19 protein-coding genes and 3 pseudogenes are annotated in these 26,428 nt (G+C 42.7%); 7 read left to right on the plus strand and 15 right to left on the minus strand.

Going from position 1 to position 26,428, the window contains the following annotated elements; genetic code table 11:
* Positions 1-104 precede the first annotated feature (104 nt).
* The 3 genes from V7K15_RS21485 to bcsA all read left to right on the plus strand — a co-directional run bounded on the left by V7K15_RS21485 (position 105) and on the right by bcsA (position 6,722).
* Positions 105-1,370, plus strand: coding sequence for a glycosyl hydrolase family 8 (locus V7K15_RS21485; RefSeq protein ID WP_334908557.1), 1,266 nt, complete (start codon positions 105-107; stop codon positions 1,368-1,370).
* Between the two features lie 360 nt (positions 1,371-1,730).
* Positions 1,731-4,052 (plus strand): cellulose biosynthesis cyclic di-GMP-binding regulatory protein BcsB, encoded by a 2,322-nt coding sequence (locus V7K15_RS21490; protein WP_334908559.1) that lies wholly within the window; start codon positions 1,731-1,733, stop codon positions 4,050-4,052.
* A 57-nt stretch (positions 4,053-4,109) separates the two neighbouring features.
* Positions 4,110-6,722, plus strand: a complete 2,613-nt coding sequence (gene bcsA / locus V7K15_RS21495; RefSeq protein WP_442949706.1) for a UDP-forming cellulose synthase catalytic subunit — start codon at positions 4,110-4,112, stop codon at positions 6,720-6,722.
* A 293-nt stretch (positions 6,723-7,015) separates the two neighbouring features.
* Here the strand turns inward: bcsA and V7K15_RS21500 are convergent, their stop codons facing one another.
* The 8 genes and pseudogenes from V7K15_RS21500 to V7K15_RS21530 all read right to left on the minus strand — a co-directional run bounded on the left by V7K15_RS21500 (position 7,016) and on the right by V7K15_RS21530 (position 14,029).
* The gene (locus tag V7K15_RS21500) at positions 7,016-7,699 is read right to left on the minus strand and encodes a Crp/Fnr family transcriptional regulator (RefSeq protein ID WP_334908561.1); all 684 of its coding nucleotides are present in this window, start codon (positions 7,697-7,699) and stop codon (positions 7,016-7,018) included.
* A gap of 218 nt (positions 7,700-7,917) precedes the next feature.
* Positions 7,918-8,448, minus strand: a pseudogene (locus V7K15_RS30060) (pilus assembly protein PilB); the annotation flags it as partial.
* Between the two features lie 501 nt (positions 8,449-8,949).
* Positions 8,950-9,156 (minus strand): annotated as a pseudogene (locus V7K15_RS30065) (pilus assembly protein PilB); the annotation flags it as partial.
* Positions 9,157-9,427: 271 nt separating this feature from the next.
* A complete protein-coding gene (locus tag V7K15_RS21510) occupies positions 9,428-10,603 on the minus strand; it encodes a HetZ-related protein 2 (protein ID WP_334908565.1) in 1,176 nt (391 codons plus the stop codon).
* A 1,115-nt stretch (positions 10,604-11,718) separates the two neighbouring features.
* On the minus strand, positions 11,719-12,069 hold the full coding sequence (locus tag V7K15_RS21515; RefSeq protein WP_334908567.1) for a carbon dioxide-concentrating mechanism protein CcmK: 351 nt from the start codon (positions 12,067-12,069) through the stop codon (positions 11,719-11,721).
* Between the two features lie 85 nt (positions 12,070-12,154).
* Positions 12,155-12,466, minus strand: a complete 312-nt coding sequence (locus tag V7K15_RS21520) for a BMC domain-containing protein (protein WP_292801208.1) — start codon at positions 12,464-12,466, stop codon at positions 12,155-12,157.
* A gap of 310 nt (positions 12,467-12,776) precedes the next feature.
* Positions 12,777-13,394 (minus strand): hypothetical protein, encoded by a 618-nt coding sequence (locus tag V7K15_RS21525; protein ID WP_334908570.1) that lies wholly within the window; start codon positions 13,392-13,394, stop codon positions 12,777-12,779.
* A gap of 2 nt (positions 13,395-13,396) precedes the next feature.
* Positions 13,397-14,029, minus strand: a complete 633-nt coding sequence (locus V7K15_RS21530) for a ParA family protein (RefSeq protein ID WP_334908572.1) — start codon at positions 14,027-14,029, stop codon at positions 13,397-13,399.
* A gap of 236 nt (positions 14,030-14,265) precedes the next feature.
* Between V7K15_RS21530 and V7K15_RS21535 the strand changes: the two are divergent.
* Both V7K15_RS21535 and V7K15_RS21540 read left to right on the plus strand, forming a co-directional pair.
* A pseudogene (locus tag V7K15_RS21535) lies at positions 14,266-14,790 on the plus strand (cytochrome P450); the annotation flags it as partial.
* A gap of 230 nt (positions 14,791-15,020) precedes the next feature.
* Positions 15,021-16,196 carry a hypothetical protein gene (locus tag V7K15_RS21540; RefSeq protein WP_334908574.1) on the plus strand — a complete coding sequence of 392 codons (1,176 nt, stop codon included), beginning with the start codon at positions 15,021-15,023 and terminating at the stop codon, positions 16,194-16,196.
* A 66-nt stretch (positions 16,197-16,262) separates the two neighbouring features.
* On the opposite strand, the gene ccmS is transcribed toward V7K15_RS21540, so the two are convergent.
* Both ccmS and V7K15_RS21550 read right to left on the minus strand, forming a co-directional pair.
* The gene (ccmS, locus tag V7K15_RS21545; RefSeq protein WP_334908576.1) at positions 16,263-16,691 is read right to left on the minus strand and encodes a beta-carboxysome assembly chaperone CcmS; all 429 of its coding nucleotides are present in this window, start codon (positions 16,689-16,691) and stop codon (positions 16,263-16,265) included.
* Positions 16,692-16,730: 39 nt separating this feature from the next.
* Complete coding sequence (locus V7K15_RS21550; protein WP_334908578.1) at positions 16,731-18,539, minus strand: ABC transporter ATP-binding protein; 1,809 nt, start codon at positions 18,537-18,539, stop codon at positions 16,731-16,733.
* 301 nt (positions 18,540-18,840) lie between these two features.
* Here V7K15_RS21550 and V7K15_RS21555 point away from each other — a divergent pair, with 301 nt between their 5' ends.
* The gene (locus tag V7K15_RS21555) at positions 18,841-20,523 is read left to right on the plus strand and encodes a SulP family inorganic anion transporter (protein WP_334908581.1); all 1,683 of its coding nucleotides are present in this window, start codon (positions 18,841-18,843) and stop codon (positions 20,521-20,523) included.
* Positions 20,524-20,634: 111 nt separating this feature from the next.
* On the opposite strand, the gene V7K15_RS21560 is transcribed toward V7K15_RS21555, so the two are convergent.
* The 3 genes from V7K15_RS21560 to V7K15_RS21570 are packed head-to-tail and all read right to left on the minus strand — an operon-like array spanning position 20,635 to position 22,468.
* Positions 20,635-21,087: a hypothetical protein gene (locus V7K15_RS21560; protein WP_334908583.1), complete on the minus strand. Its 453-nt coding sequence runs from the start codon at positions 21,085-21,087 to the stop codon at positions 20,635-20,637.
* Between the two features lie 9 nt (positions 21,088-21,096).
* Entirely contained in the window at positions 21,097-21,720 is a 624-nt protein-coding gene (locus V7K15_RS21565; protein ID WP_334908585.1) for a hypothetical protein, read from the minus strand.
* Positions 21,710-22,468: a TIGR04255 family protein gene (locus V7K15_RS21570; RefSeq protein ID WP_334908587.1), complete on the minus strand. Its 759-nt coding sequence runs from the start codon at positions 22,466-22,468 to the stop codon at positions 21,710-21,712. The genes V7K15_RS21565 and V7K15_RS21570 overlap by 11 nt, the downstream gene beginning before the upstream one ends.
* A 384-nt stretch (positions 22,469-22,852) precedes the next feature.
* Between V7K15_RS21570 and rbsK the strand changes: the two genes are divergently transcribed.
* Entirely contained in the window at positions 22,853-23,782 is a 930-nt protein-coding gene (gene rbsK / locus V7K15_RS21575) for a ribokinase (RefSeq protein WP_334908589.1), read from the plus strand.
* Positions 23,783-23,906: 124 nt separating this feature from the next.
* Here the strand turns inward: rbsK and V7K15_RS21580 are convergent, their stop codons facing one another.
* Together V7K15_RS21580 and V7K15_RS21585 are read right to left on the minus strand one after the other, a co-directional pair.
* A complete protein-coding gene (locus V7K15_RS21580; RefSeq protein ID WP_334908592.1) occupies positions 23,907-24,839 on the minus strand; it encodes a hypothetical protein in 933 nt (310 codons plus the stop codon).
* Positions 24,840-24,907: 68 nt separating this feature from the next.
* Positions 24,908-26,392 carry a galactose oxidase-like domain-containing protein gene (locus tag V7K15_RS21585; RefSeq protein ID WP_334908594.1) on the minus strand — a complete coding sequence of 495 codons (1,485 nt, stop codon included), beginning with the start codon at positions 26,390-26,392 and terminating at the stop codon, positions 24,908-24,910.
* Between the last annotated feature and the right edge of the window lie 36 nt (positions 26,393-26,428).

The following is a 26,428-nucleotide window of genomic DNA, read 5'->3' on the forward strand; positions in this document are numbered from 1 at the left end:
TTCTTCATGAAAGTTAATTTTCAACAACTACAAGGGAACAATAGGGGCAAGGAGATGGCACTCTCGCCATCAACTAATGTTTTACAAATCAAACTGTTTTTAGGATGTGGCACTTCCCAAAAGTGGCAGCTCTTGCCAGCCTGATTGGTTTATCTGCCTGTGACTCTAGTTACTGGGCAGCAAAACCCCAAACACCGGATAATCGAACTCCGGTAGCAAACCTCCCCACTGAAGCTAGTAGTCAAAATCTCACTAGATTTTTAGCGGATCTTCCTGAATCTACCCCTAACCGGGAATTACTAGCCCAAAGCTGGGATAGCTACCGCCAAAGATTTATTCAGTCAGATGGGCGGGTGATTGATTACCAAGCAAGCGATCGCTCAACTAGTGAAGGTCAAGCTTATGCTTTGCTAAGAGCAGTACTGATTAATGATCCGGCAACTTTTGCCCTCACCTTACACTGGTCAGAAAATAACCTCCAGCACCGAGCAGGGGGTAAACGTACAGATAGTTTGTGGGCTTGGAAATGGGGACGAAAGCAAGATGGTAACTGGGGTATCATCGACACCAACTTTGCCAGTGATGGAGATATAGATGCGATTACCGCCCTGATTTTGGGATCACGGCGCTGGAATCGACCCGAATACTTGGAACTGGCAAAACTTAAACTGCAAGATTTGTGGAACCTCTCCACCATCTCAGAACCCCAAGGTAAGCGCTACCTGTTACCAGGGCCAGTGGCTGCATTTGTCCCCAATGCATCTACCTTTTACCTCAATCCCTCTTATTTTGCTCCCTATGCTTTTCGGATCTTTGCACAAGTTGACCCCCAACATGATTGGTTGAGTTTGGTAGACAGCAGCTATCAAGTGCTAGAAAATTCCGCAAAGCTTTCTAGCGTGGGTTTACCGAGTGACTGGGTAGCTCTAAATACCAAAACAGGACAATGCCAAACTCTACCAGCATCTAGCACTCTGAAGAGTTTGTATAGCTTTGATGCCTATCGAGTCTGGTGGCGTTTGTCGTTAGATGCTGCCTGGTTTAATTCACCCCAAGCGCAGCGCTATTTAGTGACATCGACTCAGCACCTGCGAAAACTATGGAGTAAACAATCGAGTTTACCAGCACGCATTGATCTCCAAGGGAAAGCATTAGTGAATTACGAAGCTACATCCCAATACGCTATGTTGTATGCCGCGATGCAATTGGTAGAACCAGCAACAGCTCAAGAACTGCTTGTGAAAAAAATACTACCTCAATACAAGCAGGGAGTTTGGGGAGATGAATCGGCTTATTACACCCAGAACTTGGCTTGGTTAGGATTGCTACCTCCAAACACAATACCCCAACGACTGCTTATAGGTAAATGACATCCTCCGACGCTGAGTTAGAGTACAGGATTCCCAAACTCCTGATTAAGTATTTACCTTTTACTCCCAGCAGACTGACTCCGATTGATTTCCTTCAGAAAATACGAGGGGATGATTTTTAAGTCAATACAGTTCAGTAAAACATTTCTTCCTTCTCTTCCTTCTCTTCCTTCTCTTCCTTCTCTTCCTTTGCGTCCTTTGCGTCCTTTGCGTCCTTTGCGGTTCGTTAAAAAAATTGATTTTGACAAAGAGTTAAGCCTTAACTAAACCAGATTGATTTTTAACTTCTCAAAGCAACAAATCAGTTATGGTTTTTACGTAAAAAACTTGAGTAAATTAACACTAAAATCACGCTCTACCATGAAGCAGTTGTTTCATCTTTCCCAAATTAGTAAAAAAGCAATTATTGTTACTTCCTGCTTTTTTTTGTTCCCTAGTTCATTATTGAGCGCTCAAGCTCAAACCAAAGTAACTTCATTAACTCAAGCAACGACATCAGAAAGTAATAGTAAAGCAGACTTAGAAACTGCTAACGCCAAAAAACTGGCAACTTACATCCTAGAATTTAATCGTAGTCCGATTGTGGGCAACCGGATGCGCTTACGCGGGGTTTACTCAGAAGGTCGTCTTGCTTTTACCCGTCCCCGTGGGTGGAAATTAGATCGGGGTAAGATACAAGCCTTAATCCGCTTTCAACACTCACCAGCACTGTATGCCAATCGCTCCAACCTGACCGTATTAGTCAATGGCGTCAGTGTTGGTAGTGTACCACTCAATCACAAACAGTCCCAAGTAGGTCAAGTACTGTTCAATATCCCACCAAAGCTGCTTCAAGACTACAACGAACTCGTATTGGTGGCACAGCAGAATAACACCCTCGAATGTAGCGACCCCAGTAGTCCCGACTTGTGGACAGAGATTCTGCCAGATTCCAAATTAATCTTGAACTATGAACAGCAGTCGATTCCCCTGAATTTCAGCCGCTATCCTTATCCTTTGTTTGACGAACTCGGCTTAGAAACTAACCAGATTGCTTACTTGCAACCGAGTCAAGTTGCTCAATCCTGGCTAACAGCAGCAGCTCGCTTCCAAGCAGCATTAGGAAGAATCGCAGATTTTCGCCCGATTCAGACGAGTTTGGTGTCTAATGTGGCAAATGTGAAGGCAAGCGATCGCTTGGTGATCATTGGCACTCCCACCGAACAACCAGCCCTAAATACTTGGAAGAATTTGCCCCTGAAAGTCGTCAGCAATCAAATTCTGGATCGTGATAACAACCCCGTACCCGATGAAACTGGGGTGTTGATGATCACTAAAACTGAAAAGACTGGGGTTCCAGTTTTAATTGCCACTGGCAACAGCACAAAAGCTGTGGAAAAGGCCACCGAATTTTTATCACAGCCAGACTTACGCAAAATGGGGACTGGTCAGGTAGTTTTTGTGAATACCCTCAAGGAAGGCTCCACACCAGGACTGCGCCAGTGGCCTCGTTATTTGCCAGAGCAAAATTCTTTTAAACTCGGCGAGATTAAAACTCAGGTAAATGGTGAGCCGTTTAATGATGTCACTGTACGTGGGATGGGGGCACCACCAATTGAAGTTGATTTCCGCGCTTTACCGGATGATCGATTTCTCCGGGGTAGTTCGATGAATCTGATCTACAGCTATGGCCCACAGCTTAATCCCCGAACTTCTGCGCTGGAAGTGTTACTGGATGGAGTTTTCATCGGTGGGGCACGTCTTGATTCTGAGTCGGGAGAAACTCGCAAAAACCTGAAAGTCAATTTGCCGGAAAACTTGATCAAACCTAACTCGAAACTGCAAGTTTTCTTTCGGATGACTCCCAGAGAAGCGTTTGATAAACAGAATTGTCTTCAGCCACCAGATCAACAACTGACAGGTACGGTGCATTCTGATACTAACTTCGATCTGAAGCGGGAGATATCTACACAACTACCAGACTTGAACCTGCTGAAATTCGGTTTTCCCTTTGCCGCACCACAGGATTTGTCTCAGACGGCGATTGTCTTGCCCCAAATACCCTCGAAGACAGATATTTTGACCTTGTTAGCTTTTAGCGAACGCTTAGGCAGGCTCAGTCAAGCAGATACCGTCAAACTAAATGTTTATACACCGGATGCTTTGCCAACAAAAGCCCGTAAAAATGACCATTTGGTAGGAATTGGAACGCGAGAAGAGTTTCCTTTCCCGGAAGTGTTTAATTCCAGTGGCTTTAACTTGAACCAAGCATTTTCTCGCTCCTCTGCCTATGCTGTGGTTCAGACTCCGCAGGATACACAAGGGATGATTAAACAAATTATCTCACCTTGGAATAGCGATCGCGTCCTTCTAGCTTTAACATCTCAAACCGAAACTGGTTTAGAGCGAGTGCGACAAGTCCTTAATCAAGATCCGTGGTTCTTCCAACTTAAAAAGGATACGGTGCTAATTAGTAGTGATCAAAAAGACTCAGTTTCCTACGATGCTGATGCCTATCAACTACAGTTTTTCCAAAGCGCCCCGAATAGTCGTCGCTGGGAAAATACAACTCCCCTCAGTAAAGCATCACGTTTTTTACAAGAAAATTGGCTATTGCTACCTGTAGGTATTTTGAGTGTTTCCCTAATTCTTTACGGGATTGTTCAGTTGTATCTCAAGCGCTTAACAGCTGACAAAAAGTAGACACTTTTCGTCAGGTATCGCCAATCTTAAATTTAAATTTCAAAATTGAGATCCAAAATGTCTTCTTCCCCCGACACATTGCCCCGGAAATCACGCGATCGCCAGCGCTTAAAATTGAGCAATTGGCTGATTGATATTACTCCTCGATTTTTTGACCGCACTCTCCAAAAGGTAGGTGTGAAACAGTTTAAGTGGTTAATCCTGCTGCTATTGGTGCTATCAGTGCCACTGATTATTACTCCCATAGAAGTTTGGCAGCAAGGATTGGTCGCAGTATTTCTGGTGCTACTCGGTCAACTGGTGATCCACGCAGAGTTTCAAGAGGACTCTCCAGAAATCAGCCAGTATTACCACTTGTTTTTGGTCTGGCTGAGTATGATCACAACGCTGCGTTATTTATTCTACCGCACCAGTTATACTCTCAACTTTGATGGTTGGCTCAACAGCATCGCTTGTACGTTGTTGTTCCTCGCCGAACTCTATGCCATCCTCACCTTAGTATTGGCATACTTTCAAACTCTGAAAATTCAAGAACGCCAACCAGTTAATCTCACAAACATTCCTGAACAGGAATGGTTCAAAGTCGATATCTACATCCCCACTTACAACGAAGATGTGGAGATTGTGCGTAAGACTGCCGTCGCAGCCTTAGCTTGTGATTATGCTGCCGATAAAAAAACCGTTTATGTTCTTGATGATGGTCGTCCAGAAAAGTATAAAGAAAACGACCCCCGCCGAGAACAGTTTAGCGCCAGACGGGAAAAGCTACGGCAAATGTGCGAAGAACTCGGCTGTATACACATGACGCGGGACAGTAATGATCACGCTAAAGCTGGTAATATCAATACCGCCTTTGAGAAAACCGACGGCGATTTAGTGTTGATTTTGGACTGTGACCACATCCCATCGCGGCAAATTCTCCTGCATACAATGGGTTTTTTCTTCGATCCCAAAGTATCCTTTGTCCAAACTCCCCACTGGTTCTATAACCCCGATCCCTTCGAGCGTAATTTAGTCACAAAAGGTAGAATCCCCGCAGGCAATGAACTGTTTTATAAGGTGTTGCAAAAAGGTAACGATTTTTGGAATGCCGCCTTTTTCTGCGGTTCGGCAGCATTAATCCGTAAATCCCACGCTTTAGAAGTTGGGGGAATTGCGGTGGAAACAGTGACAGAAGATTGTCATACTGCCTTGCGATTGCATTCGCTGGGTTACAAGTCTGTCTACTACGACAAAATTATGGTGGCTGGTTTAGCACCAGAAACGTTTTCTTCGTATGTGGGGCAACAAGTGCGTTGGGCAAGGGGGATGGCGCAAATTCTGCGATTGGAAAATCCCGTTTTTAATCGGAAGCTGAACCTGACATTTGCCCAGAGGATTTGTTATTTTAGCGCGACTTCGCACTTTTTGTATGGTTATCCTCGACTAACATATGCGATCGCACCACCGCTATTTTTATTATTTGGCGTTAACTCTGTTCAAGGTTTGGGTTTAGAAACTCTAGCCTATGCCTTACCCCATATTCTCCTCTCCCTTTTTACTAACTACATCATTTACAAAAACGTCCGCTTCTCCTTCTGGAACGAAATTTTTGAATTTGCGATGGCTTTCCAGGCTGGGTGGGTGACGATGTTGGCGTTGTTTAACCCTAAGCTGGGTTCATTTAACGTTACCGACAAGGGGACGTCTATTAGCAAACGCATCTTTGATTGGGAATCAATGCGTGGTCTTTTGGTGGTGACAGCATTTGTAATCTCTTCCTTACTGGCTGTTCCCTATTGGCTGCTGCTACGTCCTGAAGATTGGCAGGCGGTCTTAGTCAACACCATGTGGTCTATTTTTAATCTGGTTTTGCTCTCAGCTGCTTTGCTGGTTGGCTTTGAACAACCGCAAGTACGTACTGCCCACCGTTTACAGCGTCGTCTCCCCATTTTAATTACCAGTGACGGTCAAACAATCATGGGCAAAACGGTGAATATTTCCGAAACTGGCGCCTTAATTTCTTTGGAAACCTGGCCCAATTTACTGGATGAAGTGGAAATTGAGGTGATGGGAGATTATACTGCTAGCGCCTCTTTAACGGCGCAAATTGTCCGAGTCTCTCCGATAAATGACACACAAACGCTTTTGGGTGTTGATTTTGTGAAACTCAACAGTACCCAAAGTGATGCTTTAACTATAGTTTTATATTCTGATGTTCGGGAGTGGTATTCTCAGAAAGCCCAGTACGTAGACCAGCCCCTAGCTTCACTGGGATTTCTAGCCACGAGTCTGACTCGGGCTTTGCGTGAGCTCAACCAAACTAACCCTACAAAGGTACGCAAGCAGGTAAATACCAATAGTCAACTCTACTGGGATGGTAACTTCTTCTTTGGAGTAGCCACAGAACTAGGGACAACGGGTTTGCGCTTGGAAATAGAAGATAAAAAAGCCGTGTCTTCTCACAAAATGCTCGGACAACAGGATTTGCATACAATGCGAACTGCTAAACCACTGGTTGGTTTACTGTTAAATCAGGATGCCGAGAATCTCTCATCTAACCGATTTGTTGCCGAAATTTATGCAATAGAAGAACAGGCAAATGGCAAGATTGCGATCGAGTTAATTTTTCCAGAAAAATTCAAGGAACGCCAAGACAGCAAAATTAAACAACTGTTGCAAGTACTGTAACAACATTGGTGTCAATTTAAGCTAAAACACTTTGAAAATCTAGCTTCCAGATAGAACCTGGAATGCTCAAATATAGTACCTATAACCCCGACTTCTCACCAGAAGTCGGGGTTATAGGTACTAAGCGTTTATCAAAAATCGAATTCAGGGTATTTACAATCATATTGAAAAAATATAAGTGCAAATTAAAGGCGCAACACCTTACCTACACCTCTAATAAACAAGTTAATCGAGGCGTATTGTCGGTTTACTTACTTAATACTAAAATTTGGATCGCTGAATGAATAAAGCAATCACACTTTGCCAGCCAAGTTCAGCAACTGTTTAAAGTTCACAAGAGAAATAATATTGTTGGCGCTGTCAATTTTGATCCACCCTTTCTCATGCAGCTTTTCCATAATTTTGGTGGTTTCTTCAACACCGATTTCTGTAACTTCTGCTAAATCTTTGAAGGGAATGTTATAAATTTCCTTGCCCAAATTGGATTCCTGACCATAACTTTCGCCTAAACTCACTAGGGTATGGGCGAGTTTGACTGCTGGTGGTGAAGACCGCATTTGTAAGCGCACGTTAATTTGCCGCAATCGCCGCACCATCAGTTGCAACATCCGGTGATGTAATTGCGGGTCTTTAAACAAGATTTGAATAAAACGCTCTCTGGAGATACTAATCAACTTCACAGGCGAAAGGGCAATGACATCGGTTGAACGTGGAGATTCATCCAAAATTGCCATTTCTCCAAAAAAATCGCCCCGACCAAAAATTGCCAGAGCTACTGAATCTTCCGCGACGGTTCGCCGGACTTTGACCCAACCAGAAACCACGAAGTAAACGGCGTTACCCCAGGCATCTTCCATCACAACAGCTCGCCCAGATGGGTATTCATGTTCAATTGCAACGTTGAGTAGCCATTCCAAAGTCTGGGGAGTGGCTGTACTCATTAAGGGGAAAAGTTCACTAAAAACCTCAGTTAGCATGAAATATTTGCAAGAAATGGATTTAAGAGCGGGAAACTAATTTTGCTACTATAAGTTTGTTTAAACCGTAATCTTACTCAGAATGCGATCCCAAAATTTGTATTTATTTTGAGATTAACCTAATCAGGTTGATCGGTCTAAGGTTCCATTACAACATAACAATTATGTATGCGATCGAAATCAGGGGTTTCACTGACAGATCGATGATTTGCTGTTTGTTATGGATTGCTTTCCAGTGCTAGTATTTTGATCTGTTGGTCTAAATTTTTTACTAATTGATTCAGGGCTACGATTGCCTCTGATTGCTGAGAGTCAAGGCTGGGATTCAGTAAAAATCGTTCTTGTAGTTCATGCAACTTGAAGCTTAGTTGCTGAGAAATTCCTAAGGCATCACGGCTCAAACGCGCTAACTGTTGTTGTTGATAGAATTTTAATGCTGCTCCCCGCAAGACTTGGAGTGTTGCCTCTTCGCCGTAGATTCCCGGCATGACTCGCAAGCGTAATAACAAGCCGTTTTTTTGATATACGTATTCTTTCTCTACCTGTTTTGGTTCTGTAACCGTGGCCAGAGGTAGGGAAGCAAAGCGCTTTAATTCATTCAGTACTCCTTGGAAAACCGAGAGTGGGAGTTTGTCTAATACAGACTGCAAGACTCCATTATCACTCCACAGTATCCTGCTTTCATAAGGTTGTCTTTCTAAGTACAGCCGACCAATTCCCCCAGCCAGAATTCGCCCTAGCAATTCTTCTAGTAATTTTTTGGGTGGTAGTGTTGGTAGCAGCTCAATCGGACTAAATAGTTCGGGAAGTTGTGTAGACAAAATAGGTAAATTGTTTGGTGCTGCTGCAACAGATGTCTCTCTCTCTTGACCTCTGGAAATCGGGGTCAAGAACGTCGTAATTTGAGATAATTTATCTAGCTCTGGGATCGGAGGCAAGTCTACGTGCTGCCAAGAGTGTTGAGGTTTTTGTGTCTGAAACACGATCAATATTGGTTCCTGATTTGATTCCGAGTTGGCATCTACGGCGGGAGTAGGTTTCTCAGCAATGGTAGCGGCGCTATTTGTTGGGGGAAATTCTGTTATTGGCTGATGCAGAAGTTTTGCATCTAGCTGAGATGTATTTTTATGATTGAGGTAGGCAGACAGTATTCTGCGGTGAGCGTCGGCTGCGATCGCCTCAATCACCCTTGTGCAATTGATATAAGACAAGATGCGACTAACGTAATCTAGTGCCTCGCCCTCTTGTGGATGAACCATACCTAGCAAGAGCTTGTTGTCTTCTAATTCCAAAGGCAAAATTTGGTGGTAGAGGCAAGCTTCAAAAGACAAAAAACTATCAATCAGCTGGAATATTTGCTTACGAATGTCTACCTGCTCCCACTTACTTGGTGTACCAGTTAGCACTTGCTTTCTATTTACTGCGGTATCTGTTTGTTTGCCCTCTGAAGACAACATAGATTTGATTTGCTTGGCGTTTGCTTGTATACCGTCTTTCCTCTAATTTAGTAAATATTTAATCAAGATCCTTTGTTAAATTATTAATAATTAAATTATCTACACATAACATAAGTAGACGTAAATATATGATGAATTTTGGATTGTAGCTTAGTGATAATACTGAGTTATAGATGAGGGGCATAGGGCATTGGCGAAAACTCTTCTCCCGATCTTCTCCATCTTCTACTCTTCCCCACGACCTCAGTAAATCAACTAGAAGCCTCACATCCTACTCCTGGGTTCTTAAAGCTTGAGCAACAAGATAGACTTTTGTCCATTCGCCTAGCACTTGATGAGTTTTGAGTTTTAAATGTTGAGCTATTGCTTCTATTGAGTTACCCGCTCTCCGCAAATCTAGGATCTGCCGCCCCAGAGGAGTCAATTTTTGATCAAGTTGCTGCCATTGGTGTTGTGTTAATCCCAAATTATGTTCTTGTAAGGAAATTGAGAGCCAATTGTCTATGAGTTCTGGTTTACCTTTGAGCGCAAAGACGCGCACGGCGTGGTAACTAATTTTTTCTCGCAAACGGTATACTTCTTTGGTCTGCTTATTTAATCTCTGGGCAATATCTTCCTGAGATTTACCTTGCAGATATAGTCGTAGCCATTCCACTGCGTCTGTTCCCAGATTTTCTTGTAAATAATTTTCAAATTCTTCTTGTACTGACTGACGCAGCGCTTGTTGTTCCTCTAATTGTTGTGCTTGCTGATATGCTGCGATCGCCTGACTATCCATTAAGTTAACTCGATTATCACTGTCGTCTGTAAGAACTTCTTCCGACACCAGTCTAATCAAGTCATGTCCCGGCACTTGGGTTAAGCCACCGCGCTGAGTGCGACGCAAGTAATTCACAAATCGGTAAGCTAATAGGGGTTGATTGCGTACTGGCCGCAGAGAATATTCTTCTACACTGGCAAATAGCAGAGCATCCCCCAATCTTCGATCGCTTGTATATTTGGCAATATCAGCCATTTGCTGTTGCATGTGGCTATCGCTTTGCAATAATTCTTGGAGTACTTCTTGTAGCACATCGATTACACTGCGCTGGCGATCGCGGCTAAGGGAAACCCAAGTCTGAATCTTATTCCGTAATGTTACTAAACTCCCCAATCGCGTTATCAAGTTGCGATAAGCACGTTCTCGCCCTAGCCCCAAGTAGCGTTGACGTAAAATTCTCCAGCGATATTCCATCGCTTGCTTGGCAATATCGAATTCCTTAGGGTTAAACAGATCAAACCGTTTTGAGTCAGATCCAAATAGCCAGAAAATAATACTTTGCCTCGCAGCTTCATTTTGGTCTGGACATTCCGCAGCCAAGCGTTTTCGCCAATCTAGAGCCAGTTGTTCTACATCCTTAGTCATAGTGAGATTGCGTTCCTCGAAACTCAATTTTGAAGTTTGCATCACAACCCCCGTTCGTCCCACCTAATTGTTTAACTGGCAACTTCCCCGGATTTCATGAAAATCATGAAAACATCTAAGTGATTCCACTTTTATTACGTCTTAATTCACTAAAATTATGCAGAAATTGCTAGATTGATGTTTTACTTGCAATTTCCAAATGCCTCAAACCCCTGCCTATGACTCCTTTGGGTCAATTCTGTTAATTTAAACTTTTTGTAAAGTTATGTTATTTAACTCAGCTCAGAAATTTGCCTAGAGTGGTGAGGATACACTTTTGCACGAGATGGATCAGGGAAATCTGACATATTGTAACCGAGCCGAGGAATGAATATAATTTAACTTAATATTCAGACGTTATTTCACCTGTATAAGTTTCAACCTTTTACAACCCCTTACGTAGTAAAATACTTAGTACAGAACACCACAAAAAGGGTATGGAATTTAATCATTCGTAGGTTAGGTACAACGAACGCGAACAGCGTCCCGTAGGGAAGTGAAACCTAACATCAAGTCTGAATCAGGACTTACGCAAAAAAGTTCCGAAGTAGCGGTAATACCCTGCGGGTTCGCGTAGCGTTCCGTAGGAAAGCTAAAGCTACATGAATTACCGCTACGACAAATCAGGTTTTTGAGAGAATTTTGCGTAAGTCCTATGAACAAAAAATGTTTCGCGCAGTCCCCACCTAAAAATACTATAAAAACATCTACATTTTAGGTGGGGTTAGCGAAACCGATATAAAAACGCGTTGGCGTTCGCTCTCTTCGTCTCTGAAAGAGAAGCCTAAGAAGAGAAGCAACAATATTTTCTTATTCCATTTACAGTGAGCGCAGTCGAACTTTGTTATTATTTTAGTAATTAGTTTTTGCGGTACTGTAAAAGTTTTATAACTGGAGACATAGACCAATTTCACTAATTATTTATAACAAGTAAAAAGTCATTATATTAATAATACTTTTTACTAGGGTGAACGCACGTCAAAAGTTCCAACGACACACTGAGAACGCCAGTATCCCTGGTAACGCAGAGAAGTCTTAAAACTTCAAAGCGTAAGAATCCCCAACTATAATCTCTGATTTAGTTGGGGTGCGTTCAATTCCCCCGCAGGGGGTTGACTCTATCTACTGTTCAATGATCTAACAATGGGATTTTCTACAGATTCTCGATACTCTTGGACTTGTTCTGTGTAACCAATTGGCAGAACAGCTTCAACGTTTTCATGGGGACGAGCAATAATCACCCAAGATTCTAGGGTACCGCCATAAACATTTTCTGCGGCTTCAATACCAGCAGCCATAGCAGCTTTTACTTCAGAAACATCGCCACGAATATTAACTGTAAAACGGGCGCTACCTACTCTGATATAACCAACAAGGGTGACTCGACCAGCTTTTAGCATCGCATCTGCTGCTGCTAGCACCGCAGGAAAACCTTTGGTTTCAAGTGCTCCAACTGCCTGTAATGACATTATTAATCTCCTGTATGAATAAACGATATGGGGACTACAAGTTAATTGTCCGAAGCTTCGCTACAGATTTTGATAGCAAAATTGCTTAGAAAATGCGGAAAGGTTCTGATTCTTCAGTGAAATGGATTGGTAATATGGTTTCTACATTTTCCGGGGGATTAGGAACGATGTAGTAGGTAATTACTGTACCAACCTTGACTTCCTCTCCAGCTGCGATTCCGGCTTCAACTGCTCTTTTTACCTCAGCAACGTGTCCCCGGACAGCGACTAGCAAGCGAGCGCTTTCGGCTTGACCATAATAGACAATTGTGACTCCGGCAGCTTTGACCATTGCATCTGCTGCTGCTAAGACACTAGGAAAACCTAAAGTTTCAATTACGCCAACGGCCATTGGCATGGCATTAGCTCCTGGATTAAGGGATAGGCGACTTTAATTGTACGTGGCTTTGGTTCAAATTTTGACATTTTGGAAAACTTTCTTTGATGCTAGGAATTCTCAGGGAGTGGGGAGTAATCCTAAATCCAGGACTTAGGCAAACAATAGCTGAAATCCTGATTTTTAGGGGCAATTCATGTAGCTTTAGCTGACCGCAGGGTATTGCCCCTACCGCGTGTAGTTTTGCGTAAGTCCTAAAATCATTGGTGAACAACGAGAACCCCGACTTCTTAGAGAAGTCGGGGTTCCAAATTTGACTGATTAACTGACTCTAGTCAAGTAACCACATCTCATTAGAACTATCAGGATACTCATTTGGTTGATTTTGAGGTTGATTTTGAGCTAGTGTTTCTGATGAGCGATGTGATTTTTTGTAGTTAAGTGGATTGTACTGTTCCTTTACTGGTTTTATAGCACTACTTTCTTTGACAACTAGTTTAGATTTATCTTCTGCTGTTTGTTTTAAAGCATTAATTTCTTCTATAAGCTGGGAATTTGCTTCTGCAAGTTGCAGTGCTGTTTTTTTGGTTTCGTCAAGTTCTTTTGTTAGCTCTTCTGCTATTAATCGTTGTTCGGTTACTAATGTTTTTTGTTTAGATAATTTTGATTGCAAATCAGCAATTTCCTGTCCAAGAGATGCTTCTTTTTTGTGGCTTGTTTCTAGATTACTTGTCAACTCTATGACAGTTTCTTCTAAATCAGCCTTAGTTGGACTTGTGCGCTTAATAGAAGTTGACTCAGCTGTCTGTGCCAAAGATTGCTCATCAGATGAAGCCTGTTTTTCGACAATTTTTTCTGCTGTAACTTCGATCGCAGATTCACCTTCTGAGGGTGTAAATTTTTGCGCTTCTTCTTGTAATAAGTCAGAGAGACTTTGTTTCCTAGCCATTATTATTTTCTCCAATCACGCTGTAATTCATCAGCTGCGCGGCGATAATCTGATTCCGCCTCCCGCGCGTTACTTCCTCGCCATTGAGTGATCGCTACACCCTCAAGTGCTGCTCGTTCATGAGCTTTATAGGCACGAATAAAGGTATTACAAGTAGGAATACCTAACCGAGTCAGAGTGTTTTTTGCTTCTTGTGCTTCCCCCAGACTGCGCGTATCGACTTTGGTGAGCAATACCCGATGGGGGGTTCCCAAGGGGATGACGGCTTCCTTGACTGTTTCCACGAGGATAGCTAAATCCATTGCGGCTGGGGGTGTAGGCAAAACTAGATAATTTGCGATCGCAACTACCGCTACTAATGCTTCAGAGCGCAGCGCGGGAGGCGTATCCACCACTACTAAATCGTAACCTGTTATCTTTCCTAAATTACCTAAAAGTATGGGATCGGTTTCTTGAGATAAATCAAACCCCATTCCCTGCTGACTCCGCCCAAACCACCAAGTGGCAGAACCTTGAATATCTGCGTCAATCAAAAGCACCTTGTTTTTCTTCGCAAAGTTTGCAGCCAGATTGACTGCGGTAGTCGTTTTACCGACTCCTCCTTTACCGTTGAGAATAGCGATGATTTTTGGCACTGCTTGCTTTTGATCCTGCCTCTTGAGTGCTGAGTTAGAAGTTAGGAGTTAGGAGTTAGGAGTTATTATTCTCCTTCTTGTCCAGCTTGTCTCCCCAGTCCCCAGCGATGCACTGAGCAAGTCGTTGTGTTCCTAGTCCCTAGTCCCCAATTATGAATATACCGCTTTTTGTAACCCTAAATAACATGAAAACTCGTAACAATAAAATTCAGAAGCGATCAATTCCAGAAAATTCTATGACACCAACTTACCATTTGCCTGATAGCCCTCAAATGCCGCGCTGGCTAAGGATAATCAAGTTTATGAGTCAGCCGGTGAAATATGTGGATGATTTTGCCAAAATTTATGGTGACACCTTCACGATCAGGAGTAGTCGGTCTGATAACCATCTTGTGTACTTTAGTCAACCCCAAGCGCTGGAACAGATTTTTACTGCTGATTCCAGCCATTTTGAGGTTGGCAGGGCAATAGGACTAAGATTTTTGCTTGGCGATCGCTCCTTCATGTTATCAGATGGCGATCGCCACCAGCACCAACGGCAACTATTAGCTCCTCCCTTTCATGGCGAAAGGATGCGGACTTATGGTCAGGATATCCGTCAAATAACCCGACAGGTGAGTAATGAATGGCAAATTGGCCAGCCTTTTAATATCCGTGAGTCGATGCAAGAAATTACCTTGCGTGTTATCCTACGGGTTGTATTTGGTTTGAGTGAAGGACAGCTTTTTGAAGAACTGAGGCGAAGACTTAATTCCTATCTTTAAAACCGAGTCTATTGTGTCTGAAGTCTTGAGTGGACAGCGCAAGCTGACAGTTAATCACATTCGTAAACTCGCGGAGTTTTTTCACATTTCGCCAGCTGCTTTTTTTGAGTCATAAGAGGGAAAACTTTAGAGATGCTTATTACGTGTAGACTTGACAGGAAGCCAACTGATGTAGCAAGATTTGTTTAAGTCCCTTTCGTCCCACATCTCGAAGTGGATAGGAGGCAATGCATGATTGGCAGTATTTCTTTAATCACGATCGCAGCAATTTAAATCTAGGCACTTACCGCATCTTTGAGCCGGAGTGGAAGGCAGAGATTCTCCACTGGTTCAGCCAAAAGGATGTGGATAAGCAGCAGAAAGAAGATTTTATCCAAGCTTTAATAGATTTTGATGACGGATGCGGCGGTTTTTATCGGTATCGCGCCTATTTTTTGGCGGCTGAGGCTTTATCCCAGTTTCCAGAATGTAGTTTGGGTGATGTAATTGTAGAACAACTGCTGAAATGGAGTTATGCTTATTTTCGGCAAGATCAAAGCGATTGGCAGATACTTCCTCAGCCTCTAGTGAAAACAGCCAGAAAAATCCTGGAATTAACTGATAGAAAACGGGTTATTGCGGCTTTTGTCCATTTGGTTCATACTACTGAAAGTCGCACAGTTCTTAGACTTGCAGCCGAGAAATTAGGAAAACTTGATCCAGGTAATAAAAGTGCGATCGCAGCTTTATTGCTGCTAACACCAGTTGTTGAAAATAAACAAACATTCTGCCAAATAAGTCAAAATCCTGGGGAAATAGCCGTTGGTGATGAAAGTGCGATCGCCTCGTTAGTTCAAACTATAGAGACAATACTAAGCGAAGAAATTTGTTTCTTCGCAATCGTAGATTTGGGAAAAATTGCTGTAGGCAATCCAACTGCGATCGCCTCTTTGATAAAATTTTTGCAGATTAAACAGGGTGATACAATCTGCTTTGATGCAGTTCAGGCTTTATGGCAAATTGATCCAGGTAATGCAGTTGCACTCAAGAGTCTAACTTATATCCTCGAAACTTCTGCAAGTGCATCTCTTATAAATCGCGTTGTAACGTATTTACTGAAAATGGATCCAGAAAATAAAACTGGAATCGCTATAGGTAATAAACTTGCTATCACAATGTTATCCCAGATACTTGAAACTACTCAGCATCAAGCCTCTGAGGATGAATATCTTTTAAATATCGCAGAAACCTTGACAAAAATCCTGCAAAGCGAACATTTATTGGAAGTTGTCATAGCCTTAAAAGACTATTTGAGTGAACCATGTTACAAAAACAGTTCTTATCGCTACGAGGCCGCATTTAACATTATCTGGCATTGTGCCGAAAATCTAACTTACCCAGATTTCTCCAAAGCAATCAACTAAACAATAAGCGCAGAGTTCTTCCTCTTCCTCCGTGTTCCTCTGCGCTTCCCTCCGCGTCCCTTTGCGTTAAAAAACAATCTCCTCCCTCATCCTCTCTTCCAACACATCCAACAACCCATCCACATCCTTCCCAACTTCCTCAAAACAAGTTGGTGGCGCTGGTTCCGGTACAAACTGAATTAACTTAATTTCCCCCTTACCAATCCCAATCATCACAACTTCCACATCCGGCTTGTGATTCTCAACAATTCCCAAAATTTCCTGAAGCCGATTATCAACTTGATCATTTAACTTGTCTATCTGCTCTTTCGGACAATAAACAAAATGCGGCATTGGTTGCAAATCAATACCAACAGTACCTTGACTGTCGCCATTTGCTAACCACAATCCCCAAAATAGTGCCGCCAACTCTTGCTGATTTGCTTTGACAAACCTATCCAACTGGCGACGCCACTTGTGATCACCTGATTCTGGTTGACTATTACCAAAAAACATAAATAATTCGTAATTAAGACACAAAACTTTACGCGAAAGTTATCTCAAACCTGACTGTACACGCCAGAGGCTGGAATAAATCTCATCTTTCTCCAGCAATTGCTCATGGGTTCCCGACTCTACTAATTTCCCATGTTCCATGACATAAATGCAATCGGCGTTGCGGATGGTAGAAAGACGATGAGCGATCGCAATTGTAGTTCTATCGACTGTAATCCGTTCGAGCGATCGCTGGATTGCCGCTTCTGTCTCATTATCCACTGCCGAGGTCGCTTCATCTAAAATCAGAATGGGGGGATTTTTGAGAACTGCACGGGCGATCGCAATCCGTTGTCTTTGTCCACCAGATAACTTTTGTCCTCTTTCCCCCACAATTGTCTCATAACCTTCGGGCAATTCAATAATAAATTCGTGCGCCTCTGCTACCTTCGCCGCCGTGATAATTTCTTGCTCTGTATTTTCAAAGCTACCATAAGCAATATTCTCCGCTACAGTGCCATGAAATAGAAAGACATCTTGACTCACCAAACCAATGCAACGGCGTAAATCTTGTAAATTCAAACTTTGTAAATCAATGCCATCGAGAGTAATGCTTCCCGTTTGCACTTCGTATAACCGCAATAAAAGTTTGACTAAAGTGCTTTTACCAGAACCAGTAGAACCGACAATTGCGATCGTTTTCCCCGCCGGAATATCCAAAGACAGATTTTTAATAACTGGAAATCTATCTTTATAGGCAAAATAAACATTTTTAAATTGCACTTCACCGCGCACTTCATTCACAGGTAATGCCACATCACCTGTATGAATAGCGATAGGAGTATCTAACAAATTCATGACTCGATTAGTAGAAGCCATTGCCCTTTGATATTGGTCAAATGTTTCGCCTAATCTAGTTAGAGGCCACAGCAAGCGCTGGATTAAAAACACTAATACGCTGTAAGTACCTACAGACATTTGTTTAGAAACTACTGCCATCCCGCCATACAACAGTAATGCCGTGAAACCCACTAAAATCAGCATCCGAATTAACGGGACAAAAGCAGCAGAAAGAGTAATTGCTTTAGAGTTACTGCGGCGATAAGCATCACTATCTAATTCCAAACGAGAGGCTTCATAAGTTTCGGCGGTGAAACTTTTAATAGTAGTGATTCCACTGATATTGTTTGACAAACGCGAATTTAGGAAACCTACCTTTTCTCGTACTTCGGCGTAGCGAGGCGCAAGTAATCGTTGATAAGCAAAGGAACCCCAGAGGATAAATGGCATCGGTGATAAAGCCATCCACGCTACACTAGGAGCCAAAATAAAGAAAGCAGCGCCAATAATTACAACAGTTGCGGAAACTTGGATAATATCATTCGCTCCTCCATCCAAAAATCGCTCTAATTGGTTAATATCATCACTGAGGATAGACATTAAACCGCCAGTGCTGCGTTCTTCAAAATAAGCCAATTCCAACTCTTGCAAATGTTTGTATGCATCCAAACGCAAGTCATGCTGAATATTCTGAGCCAAATTCCGCCAAAGTCGAGCGTAGGCGTACTCAAAAACAGATTCTAGTATCCAAATGATCACAGTCAGGAAGGAAATAATCAAAAGTTGTTGAAAGACATCGCGTACCCCTAACTGTGCAATTATGGAATTCTGCTGCTTGACTACCACATCCACCGCGACGCCAATTAAGCCGGGTGGTGCCAAGTCAAAAAATTTATTCAGGATAGAATAAGTAGTTGCCAGCCAAATTTGTTTACGATATTGGTGTCCATACTCAAGCAAGCGCTGGAGAGGATGCGTTGAATGTTTACGCCTTCTTGATGCCCGATGAGATTTTAATACAGTAGCCACGGCTTTTTGCGGTTTCGTGCAGTTGATATTAACACAGAACAAAGTCCTGAGTTTGAAGATGAGCGATTACCTACGGTAGGCTACGCGAATGCAATTGTAGTTTTATCGACTGTAATCCCTTCGAGCGATCGCCAAAACAATCTAATGACAATATAATCTTGACTTTTTTCCCCGATGTCTATAATAAAGGGGCTTTTCCCCGCAGGCTGTTTGGGGTTCCGGGTATTATGCTTAATTGCCCGGATATCATATCACATCTATGTATGTATCAGCAAATTGTGTATGAGAGTTGAAACTGAATATGGCAATCTCAAATATCCTCAAAAAACCACAGCGTCTGGGACGCTTATTTAGTGGACTGCGTGGCGATTTGACGGGAGGATTGACAGCAGCAGTGGTAGCCTTGCCTTTGGCTTTAGCCTTTGCGGTGGCAAGTGGAGTAGAACCAAAAGCTGGACTTTACACGGCGATTGTGGCGGGAATTGTCGCGGCAATCTTTGGCGGTTCCTCGGTACAGATTACAGGGCCAACAGGTGCAATGGCTGTGGTTTTGGTAGGAATTGTCGCCAAGTACGGCATTGAGAAAGTTTGGATTGCTGGGGTGATGGCTGGGATTATCCAGATTGCCTTGGGGGTTGCCAAACTTGGACAGCTAGTAAAGTTTATTCCCTATCCAGTGACAGCAGGCTTTACCAATGGTATTGCCGTGATTATATTTTGTGGTCAATTAAATAATTTCTTTGGTTTACAACTACCGCGTAGTGAACATTTTTTGCCGGGACTTTGGCAAAGTGTAAGTCATGTAGAAGCTTTAAACTGGGCTGCTGTTGGGTTGGCAATAGTGGTGATTGCAACCACGGTTTTGTGGCCCAAGATTAATTCTACAATACCGGGTTCTTTAATGGGGTTGGTGTTGGCAACAGCGATCGCTAGTTATTTCCATCTGGATGTACCGACAATTGGCAGCATTCCGCAATCCTTACCGATGCCCCAAGGTATTCCCCACTGGAATAATTTTGGCTTGATTCGGGAACTGATTAATCCCGCTTTGGCTTTAGCAGCACTGGGAAGTATTGAATCGTTGCTATCGGCGGTGGTGGCTGATGGGATGACGGTAAGCGAAAAACACAATAGCGATCGCGAATTAATTGGTCAAGGATTAGCAAATATCATTGTCCCATTTTTTGGTGGCATTCCCGCAACAGGTGCGATCGCTCGGACTGTTGTGAATGTCCGTTCTGGCGGCAAAACTCGACTATCTGGGGTAATTCACGGCGTTGCTTTAGCGATTATTGTTTTAACTTTAGCACCCCTAGCAGCCCAGATTCCTTTAGCGGCACTTGCTGGGATTTTGATGGTAGTTAGCGGGCGAATGATTGAGTGGAAAGGTATTGGTTTGTTAATGCGTGCTACCTATTCCGACTTTGCGGTGATGATTCTCACCTGGCTAGTGACAATCTTGTTTGACTTAGTTCTGGCTGTAGAAGTGGGATTGATTGCAGCTGGAGCTTTGTTCATCAAACGGATGAGCGATTTAAGCCTAGTTAAAATACCTGAAACCGAAGTATTTCCTCCTGGTACTCCTCTGGAATTAGGTAAGGAAATTGCCGTTTATCGGGTAGATGGCCCCGTATTTTTTGGTGCTGCGGAACGGTTTGCTACTTTCCTCCGCCATGAACCGGAAGTAAAATATTTAATTCTGCGGTTGCGGTTTGTGCCAAATATGGACACAACTGGGTTAGTAGCCTTAGAGGATATTTATCACGACATGGAACGGCACAATTGCCGCTTAATTCTCACAGGTTTACAACCCGAAGTCAAACAACTATTAGAACGTTCAGGATTGTTAAAAACAATTGGGTTATCAAATTGTTTTGAAACAACGACAGATGCGATTTGCTCTATCTCTCCTGAGATTGAAGGATGTTCTCTACCGATAGCGGCTGATTTGAAAACGAAAGAATTGATGGAGTTAAATGAATGACAATATTTTGCCATCAAAAGAGCAAAATAGATACCTTTATGCTTTTCCGAAAGTGATACGGTTTTTAATTACCGTATTTAGGTAGCCGAGGTTATATGTCAGCGCCTAACTTCATAATTCCTGTGGCTTAATCTCCCAATCCTGTTTCTTGATTCTCTCAGTTGCAAGCCGCGCCAGTTTTTCTGCAACTTTCCTAAAAACATTTCTGTTCGTGTAATCAGGAGATGGCTCAATTTGTGCGTGAGATGGATTGTCATCAGTTGGCCTTGGGCAAACATCAATCTTGTAATCAAAAAGCGGTTTTCCTTTTTGATCATTCTGAGAAACATTTATCATCCGAACTTCGCCAGTAATTAGACTCACGACACCATCACCTTGGTTTTTCTGTGTGCATTGGGGGTCATAATCACAAAGCTTTGCTCTGTCAACAGAAGGTGCTTGATTTCTATCTGTAAATGCTTGCGAGGTAAGTTCTAATCCAAACTCTCCAATGCGGTAATATTTGTCTAATCCACGGAAAATGCACCGATACAATAGCTCATCATCTGTAACCACATCGCTCACTGCAAACCTCTATGAAACTAGCCATTTCCAGAGAGTCGTAAGTTCAGCAGGTGATGAAGACGTGCCGTCTTCCATTTCATTGTCAATGTCAGTCCCCCAAACTTTGATGTATTCTGCGGTATTTCCCAGAATATAAACAGTTAACTTTTTGGTTTCGTGCCACCACTCAAAAACTATTTCTGAGTCAAAGCTCAGATTTACCAATGGTTCACCCCACCACATTTGGTTAGCAGCAACAACCGTGCGTAGTTGCTTCAACCATTCTATGGCGTATTTATAAGTTTCATTGTCGCCTCCTAGTTCAGCAATTCTTCTGTGAGTTTTGTGAACTGGTGAATAGCTCCAGCTTGAAAGTTCTAAAACTGCATAATTATCAGATTGCTCAAAGATAGCTTTGACCCTTTGAACTGAAGAAGCAACTATCTTAGACTGATATTTCCAACTCCCCACGGTTGATGTTCTGTCTGTCGTAAGAATAACAAGATCGGCATTTTGACTAACCGATGCACTTTGTAAGCTTTCTGCTGATTGAGAAAGCGGAAGTTGGGTTAATTTGCCGTGTATCTGAGATAGCGCTGTTATCTCTGAATTACGACGTTCGTCCTTTATGTAATAGGCGGCTTTACTTGACATCGAATAACTCCCTTGTACGATCAGTAATCAAACTCTCAAAGACTTGTCCTTCTCTACTCTTTAATTCATGTAAATTAGGAAGCATTTCTTTAAGAGATAGAGGCTTTTCTATCCAGGTTTGAGAAATGTCCAAATCAAGTATAAATACAACTTGTTCAGATAGTGGTTCGGCATCCGATAAGGTTATCACTAGCCTAATTGGAATATCTTCATAAATTGATTCAGTTCGCATCATAAATCCTGATAGACCGCTTGGAAGGGTATCCGGAAACTGAGGATATATATTGAAATACTCACTAAGATCAACTGCCTCATCATCTGAAATAACTATTCGATTTATGTAGCGAAGAGAAATACGGGTTATGCCAACAGGTTTAGCAACTTCTAAATAAAATTGAAATGCCCGATCAATTCTGTGACTAAATTCATCCCACCCTTGATAAGGGCGAAGGCTATGGATGCTCAGTGTATCAGGCCCCACACCTACTAATTTTGTGGCATCGGCAGAAGGGAACAAAAGCTTGGGCAGCCCTTGTGTTACTCTAATCTCAGGCTTTGCAGGCGACATCTGCCCAAATTTAAATTCCGTTGCTATTAAGTTTTGCTGCTGTGGCTCACCTGTGTATAAATCTCTTACTTTTTCATAGAACAAGCCTGGCACTGTAAAATTCCATGCTTGTCCAGGAGCAAAGCGAAACTCACAGACCGCCTCTTCTATTGGTGGATTACAATACTGACGGCGTGTCATAAATTACCCAAGTCCGGCATAACATCACGTTTTTAGTCAGCTACAAATTTAAGACGAAAAATAACGATCTCTGTTTACTAATCTTAAGATATCTAAGTCTGTCTTTATAAAAAGTTTTTCATAACCTTACAACCCCGCCCCCACAACCTGACAAGAGAGAAAAATCATTCATATCTTAGCGGCATCATCTATAGGATTAGGAGATTGCACGGTGGGATTGCGGGCATCTTAGCCAGTGTGGATAAGAATCAATTAGCCTGTCTAGTCTTTGTTTAATGCTTTGATTTGCTGTTTTCATCATGTCCTCAGTTGGCGGAATAACAGTTGCGATCGCATCCTGTAATATCAGACTGAATAACTTTAAGATCAAGAACAATAAGCATCATGAGCATTATCGTCTTCGGCAGCATCAATATAGACTTGGTAGCAACAGCACCCCGATTACCAGTCCCAGGAGAAACGTTGCTAGGAGAAGACTTTTTTCAAGTTTCGGGAGGTAAAGGAGCTAATCAAGCTGTAGCATTAGCAAGATTGGGAATTCCTACGCAAATGGTGGGGCGTGTTGGTGCAGACGCTTTTGGTGGAGAACTTCTCAACAATTTGCAAGCATCTGGTGTGCAGATTGACAATATTTTCGTCGATGAAACTGTTAGTTCTGGAGTCGCCATCATCGCCGTCAATCATGCTGGTGAAAATCAAATTATTGTAATTCCTGGTGCAAATGGGTGTGTCAATCAAGAAGATGTCGAACGATTGTCCCATTTATTACCATCAGCTACAGCACTACTTTTACAATTAGAAATTCCGATTACTGCCGTGGTTGCAGCCGCTAAAGCCGCCAGGAAAACTAAAATAACGGTAATTCTTGACCCTGCACCCGCACAATCTGATTTCCCAAATGAACTTTACCCATTAGTGGATATTATCACCCCGAATGAAGTTGAAGCAGCGCAGTTAGTGGGTTTTCCGGTGGATGGAGAGGAACAAGCAGCCAAAGCAACTGAAGTTTTATTACAACGGGGTGTGAAATGTGCGATCGTTAAACTGGGTGCTAAAGGTGTTTTTTGTGCCACTGCTGAGGAAAAGTTTTTTGTACCCGCGTTTCCAGTTCATGCAGTTGACACAGTAGCTGCTGGCGATGCTTTTAATGGCGGCTTAACGGCGGCACTTTTTGAAGGACTTTCTTTACATCAGGCAGTTGTTTGGGGTGCAGCAGCAGGTGCTTTGGCAACAACAAAACCAGGCGCACAAACTTCGCTACCAGATAGGTTTACATTTGATGGGTTTCTTAGCATCTCTGAGACTTTAGAATAAAGCGCCTTTTGTGAATCAATTAAAATATTCTTAATAATAAGGTGTACCAATCAATGCCAATAAAAAGCCCTCAAAACAAGATGAGGGCTTGGCACTTTTTTGTTAGATATCGGCTCAATTTATTCTAAGCACGAGTCAGCGCAATGTGAGTAGCGTCAAATTCTTCTAGCGGAGTCATGTTTCCACTGTTCTTATCTACGCTATACACAGTATTAGGTGTTTGATACCTCATCGCTCCAAAGGCAAGGAGTTGACCTGTTCCAGAGCAAACTAAGCTTTGTAAGCCATTATTCCATGCTTTACCATTAACTTGCAATTGTCCCAGTCTGATCGGTTTTTTTTGATTTGAATCTAGCTGCACCAGAAATGTATCACCATCGGATTCAACTAAAGAGGTATAGAGTTTTCCATCTGGGCATTCAGCTAGATTGCTAACCCGCTCATCGTCCGGGAATTTAACCTTATTAATGAAACTGATCTCTCCTGTTTGAAGGTTAATATCTACCAATCTGATCGGCGGTGTACCGTTATTCTTACCTACTAGACCGATGAGTCGCCCATCATTAGTACCTAGCAAGCTCCCAAGCTGTTGATTCTGTTCAAGCCCTGAAACTATCAAAGTTTTTACAGGTGTACTCAAAAATGTAATCCGAGTAGGTGTGGCCTGTTTCCTACTAGTGCTAACAGGAGTAATGGCTACAACCAGTGTACCATCGCTTAAAGAAGTGAAGCCGCTCAATGTCTCGTTAGACTCTACTAAAGGTGTACTTTTATTCGTAAGTAACTCAGCCTTTCCTGTGATTAAGGATTGCAAAACAAGTCCTACAGGCTTAATATCTGTGGCTACATTGTTTGGGGTAATGCTGTTTAATTCAGTGGTGTTTACCTCTGGACTATCCGTTTGGTCAGTGCTGATGATCGGGCTAGAACCTATACCGATAATTTTTAAACTTGAGGTTTGCGCGAAGGCTTTGTTGGTTTGATAACTAAGTCCAGATACTAGAGTTCCAGCAAGTGCCAACTGGCCAAATTTTCGACGTGATAGCTTGTAACTCATATTTCCACTCCTAGAATTGATGACTTTTATTAGGTAAAGTGCAGTCTATTGAACGTAAACGCGTAAGGCTAAAATAATTGTGTCCAGGTTGCTACTGAGGGTGTCCCATTGTTGTCACTAATAAAAAGCATGTACCAACCTGGTGGTGCTATATTTCGATTGTCTGTTAGTGTGACATTCAGAGAAGTCGCGTTCCGAGAATTAATTGGTACATCCACTAACCTTTGTTCTGCATCGCAGGAATGGGTGGTCGCCATTGGTCTAATCAGACTAACCCATCTAATATTTCTAGCCTGGGGTGTCTGAATCGTAAATTGCAGCCCGTAGCTCAATCTTTGAGGAGCTCTCTGAATAATTGGTCGTGACCGCGACATATACGCAGGACTATAGATTTCTAATCGCAGTTCATTGACTGTCCGTCGAGGGTTGCCCCCAGCTGTGATTACCCTACCATCTGGCAAGAGCAAGGCAATTGAGTGATATACGCGGGGGACATTTTGTTTAGCTACTGCTGTCCAGCTATTTGTGGCTGGATTGTAGATTTCTGCTGGCAGCATTGATTTTGTTGTGTCCTCATTCATTTTGCTACCATTGCAAACAAACACTGTGCGATCGGGCAACAAAACTGCGCTCAGATGCATCCGAGCATATTTTAAAAACCTTGATCCTACGTAAGTTGGATTAGTCCGGTTTAAACTTACAATATTCACCCTGGCTGTTGCCGTATTACCATTACCCCCACCCATAATCATCACCCTTTGGTCTTGTGCAGGTGGTAAAAGCACACTGGCAGCTTGATTACCGAAATTTGGGTCTTGCAGTCCTGGCACCAGTTTTTCTGTGATGGATTGTGTAAATGTCCCCGGCAGGGTTAGTATCCTTGGCGTCATTGCATTGCCGCCCATGCAAGCACCTGAATAAAAGATGTTTCCGTTACTTAGTAGAAATAGATGTGCGTATTGCGGGTAGGAATTACCTGTTGGAAAAGCGTTCCAACCATTTGCAAATGTAGAAGAATAAATTTCTGGTTGTCTGTTGAGTTTGCCATCTTTATCCAATCCAGCCACTGCAAGGATACGACCGCTGCCTAGTGTTAACGCAGTACCATACCAGCGGCCATTATTCATTGATGCGTTCTTGACCCATTTCTCGGTAATGGGATTAAACATCACAACAGAGGGTGAACCATAAAATGGGTCATAGCGCAGAGTTCCACCCACAACCATTAACATCCCATCAGCAGTGAAGGAGTGACCACAGCAAAAAAGGTCAATAGGTTGATTATTACTATCCAATGGAGGCGCTTGACGGGAAAAGGTTCCCTTGTTTACATCCCAAACTACACTGTCATAAGGAGTATTTACCCGACTGGGATCATTACCTGAGCCACAGAAAAAGAATACCTTACCAGTATGAAGTAGGGCGGCATGTACGGGTAGGATTGGAACACTGTACGGCAATACTTGCCATTTGTCTGTAGTAGCACCCTGAGCTATTAAAGTTCCTAAATCCGTTTCCTCTAGAAGGTTAGTCTTGTTATTAAGTTCAGTCACTTTATCTACAATTATTCCTACGTAAATTTTATGTTT

This window comes from Nostoc sp., assembly GCF_036919815.1.
Taxonomy (GTDB): domain Bacteria; phylum Cyanobacteriota; class Cyanobacteriia; order Cyanobacteriales; family Nostocaceae; genus Nostoc.

Coding starts and splice junctions, on each gene's coding strand:
- V7K15_RS21485 (WP_334908557.1), top strand. CDS start 105: ATGTGGCACTTCCCAAAAGTGGCAGCTCTTGCCAGCCTGATTGGTTTA.
- V7K15_RS21490 (WP_334908559.1), top strand. CDS start 1,731: ATGAAGCAGTTGTTTCATCTTTCCCAAATTAGTAAAAAAGCAATTATT.
- bcsA (WP_442949706.1), top strand. CDS start 4,110: ATGTCTTCTTCCCCCGACACATTGCCCCGGAAATCACGCGATCGCCAG.
- V7K15_RS21500 (WP_334908561.1), bottom strand. CDS start 7,699: ATGCTAACTGAGGTTTTTAGTGAACTTTTCCCCTTAATGAGTACAGCC.
- V7K15_RS21510 (WP_334908565.1), bottom strand. CDS start 10,603: ATGCAAACTTCAAAATTGAGTTTCGAGGAACGCAATCTCACTATGACT.
- V7K15_RS21515 (WP_334908567.1), bottom strand. CDS start 12,069: ATGTCATTACAGGCAGTTGGAGCACTTGAAACCAAAGGTTTTCCTGCG.
- V7K15_RS21520 (WP_292801208.1), bottom strand. CDS start 12,466: ATGCCAATGGCCGTTGGCGTAATTGAAACTTTAGGTTTTCCTAGTGTC.
- V7K15_RS21525 (WP_334908570.1), bottom strand. CDS start 13,394: ATGGCTAGGAAACAAAGTCTCTCTGACTTATTACAAGAAGAAGCGCAA.
- V7K15_RS21540 (WP_334908574.1), top strand. CDS start 15,021: ATGCATGATTGGCAGTATTTCTTTAATCACGATCGCAGCAATTTAAAT.
- ccmS (WP_334908576.1), bottom strand. CDS start 16,691: ATGTTTTTTGGTAATAGTCAACCAGAATCAGGTGATCACAAGTGGCGT.
- V7K15_RS21555 (WP_334908581.1), top strand. CDS start 18,841: ATGGCAATCTCAAATATCCTCAAAAAACCACAGCGTCTGGGACGCTTA.
- V7K15_RS21565 (WP_334908585.1), bottom strand. CDS start 21,720: ATGTCAAGTAAAGCCGCCTATTACATAAAGGACGAACGTCGTAATTCA.
- V7K15_RS21570 (WP_334908587.1), bottom strand. CDS start 22,468: ATGACACGCCGTCAGTATTGTAATCCACCAATAGAAGAGGCGGTCTGT.
- rbsK (WP_334908589.1), top strand. CDS start 22,853: ATGAGCATTATCGTCTTCGGCAGCATCAATATAGACTTGGTAGCAACA.
- V7K15_RS21580 (WP_334908592.1), bottom strand. CDS start 24,839: ATGAGTTACAAGCTATCACGTCGAAAATTTGGCCAGTTGGCACTTGCT.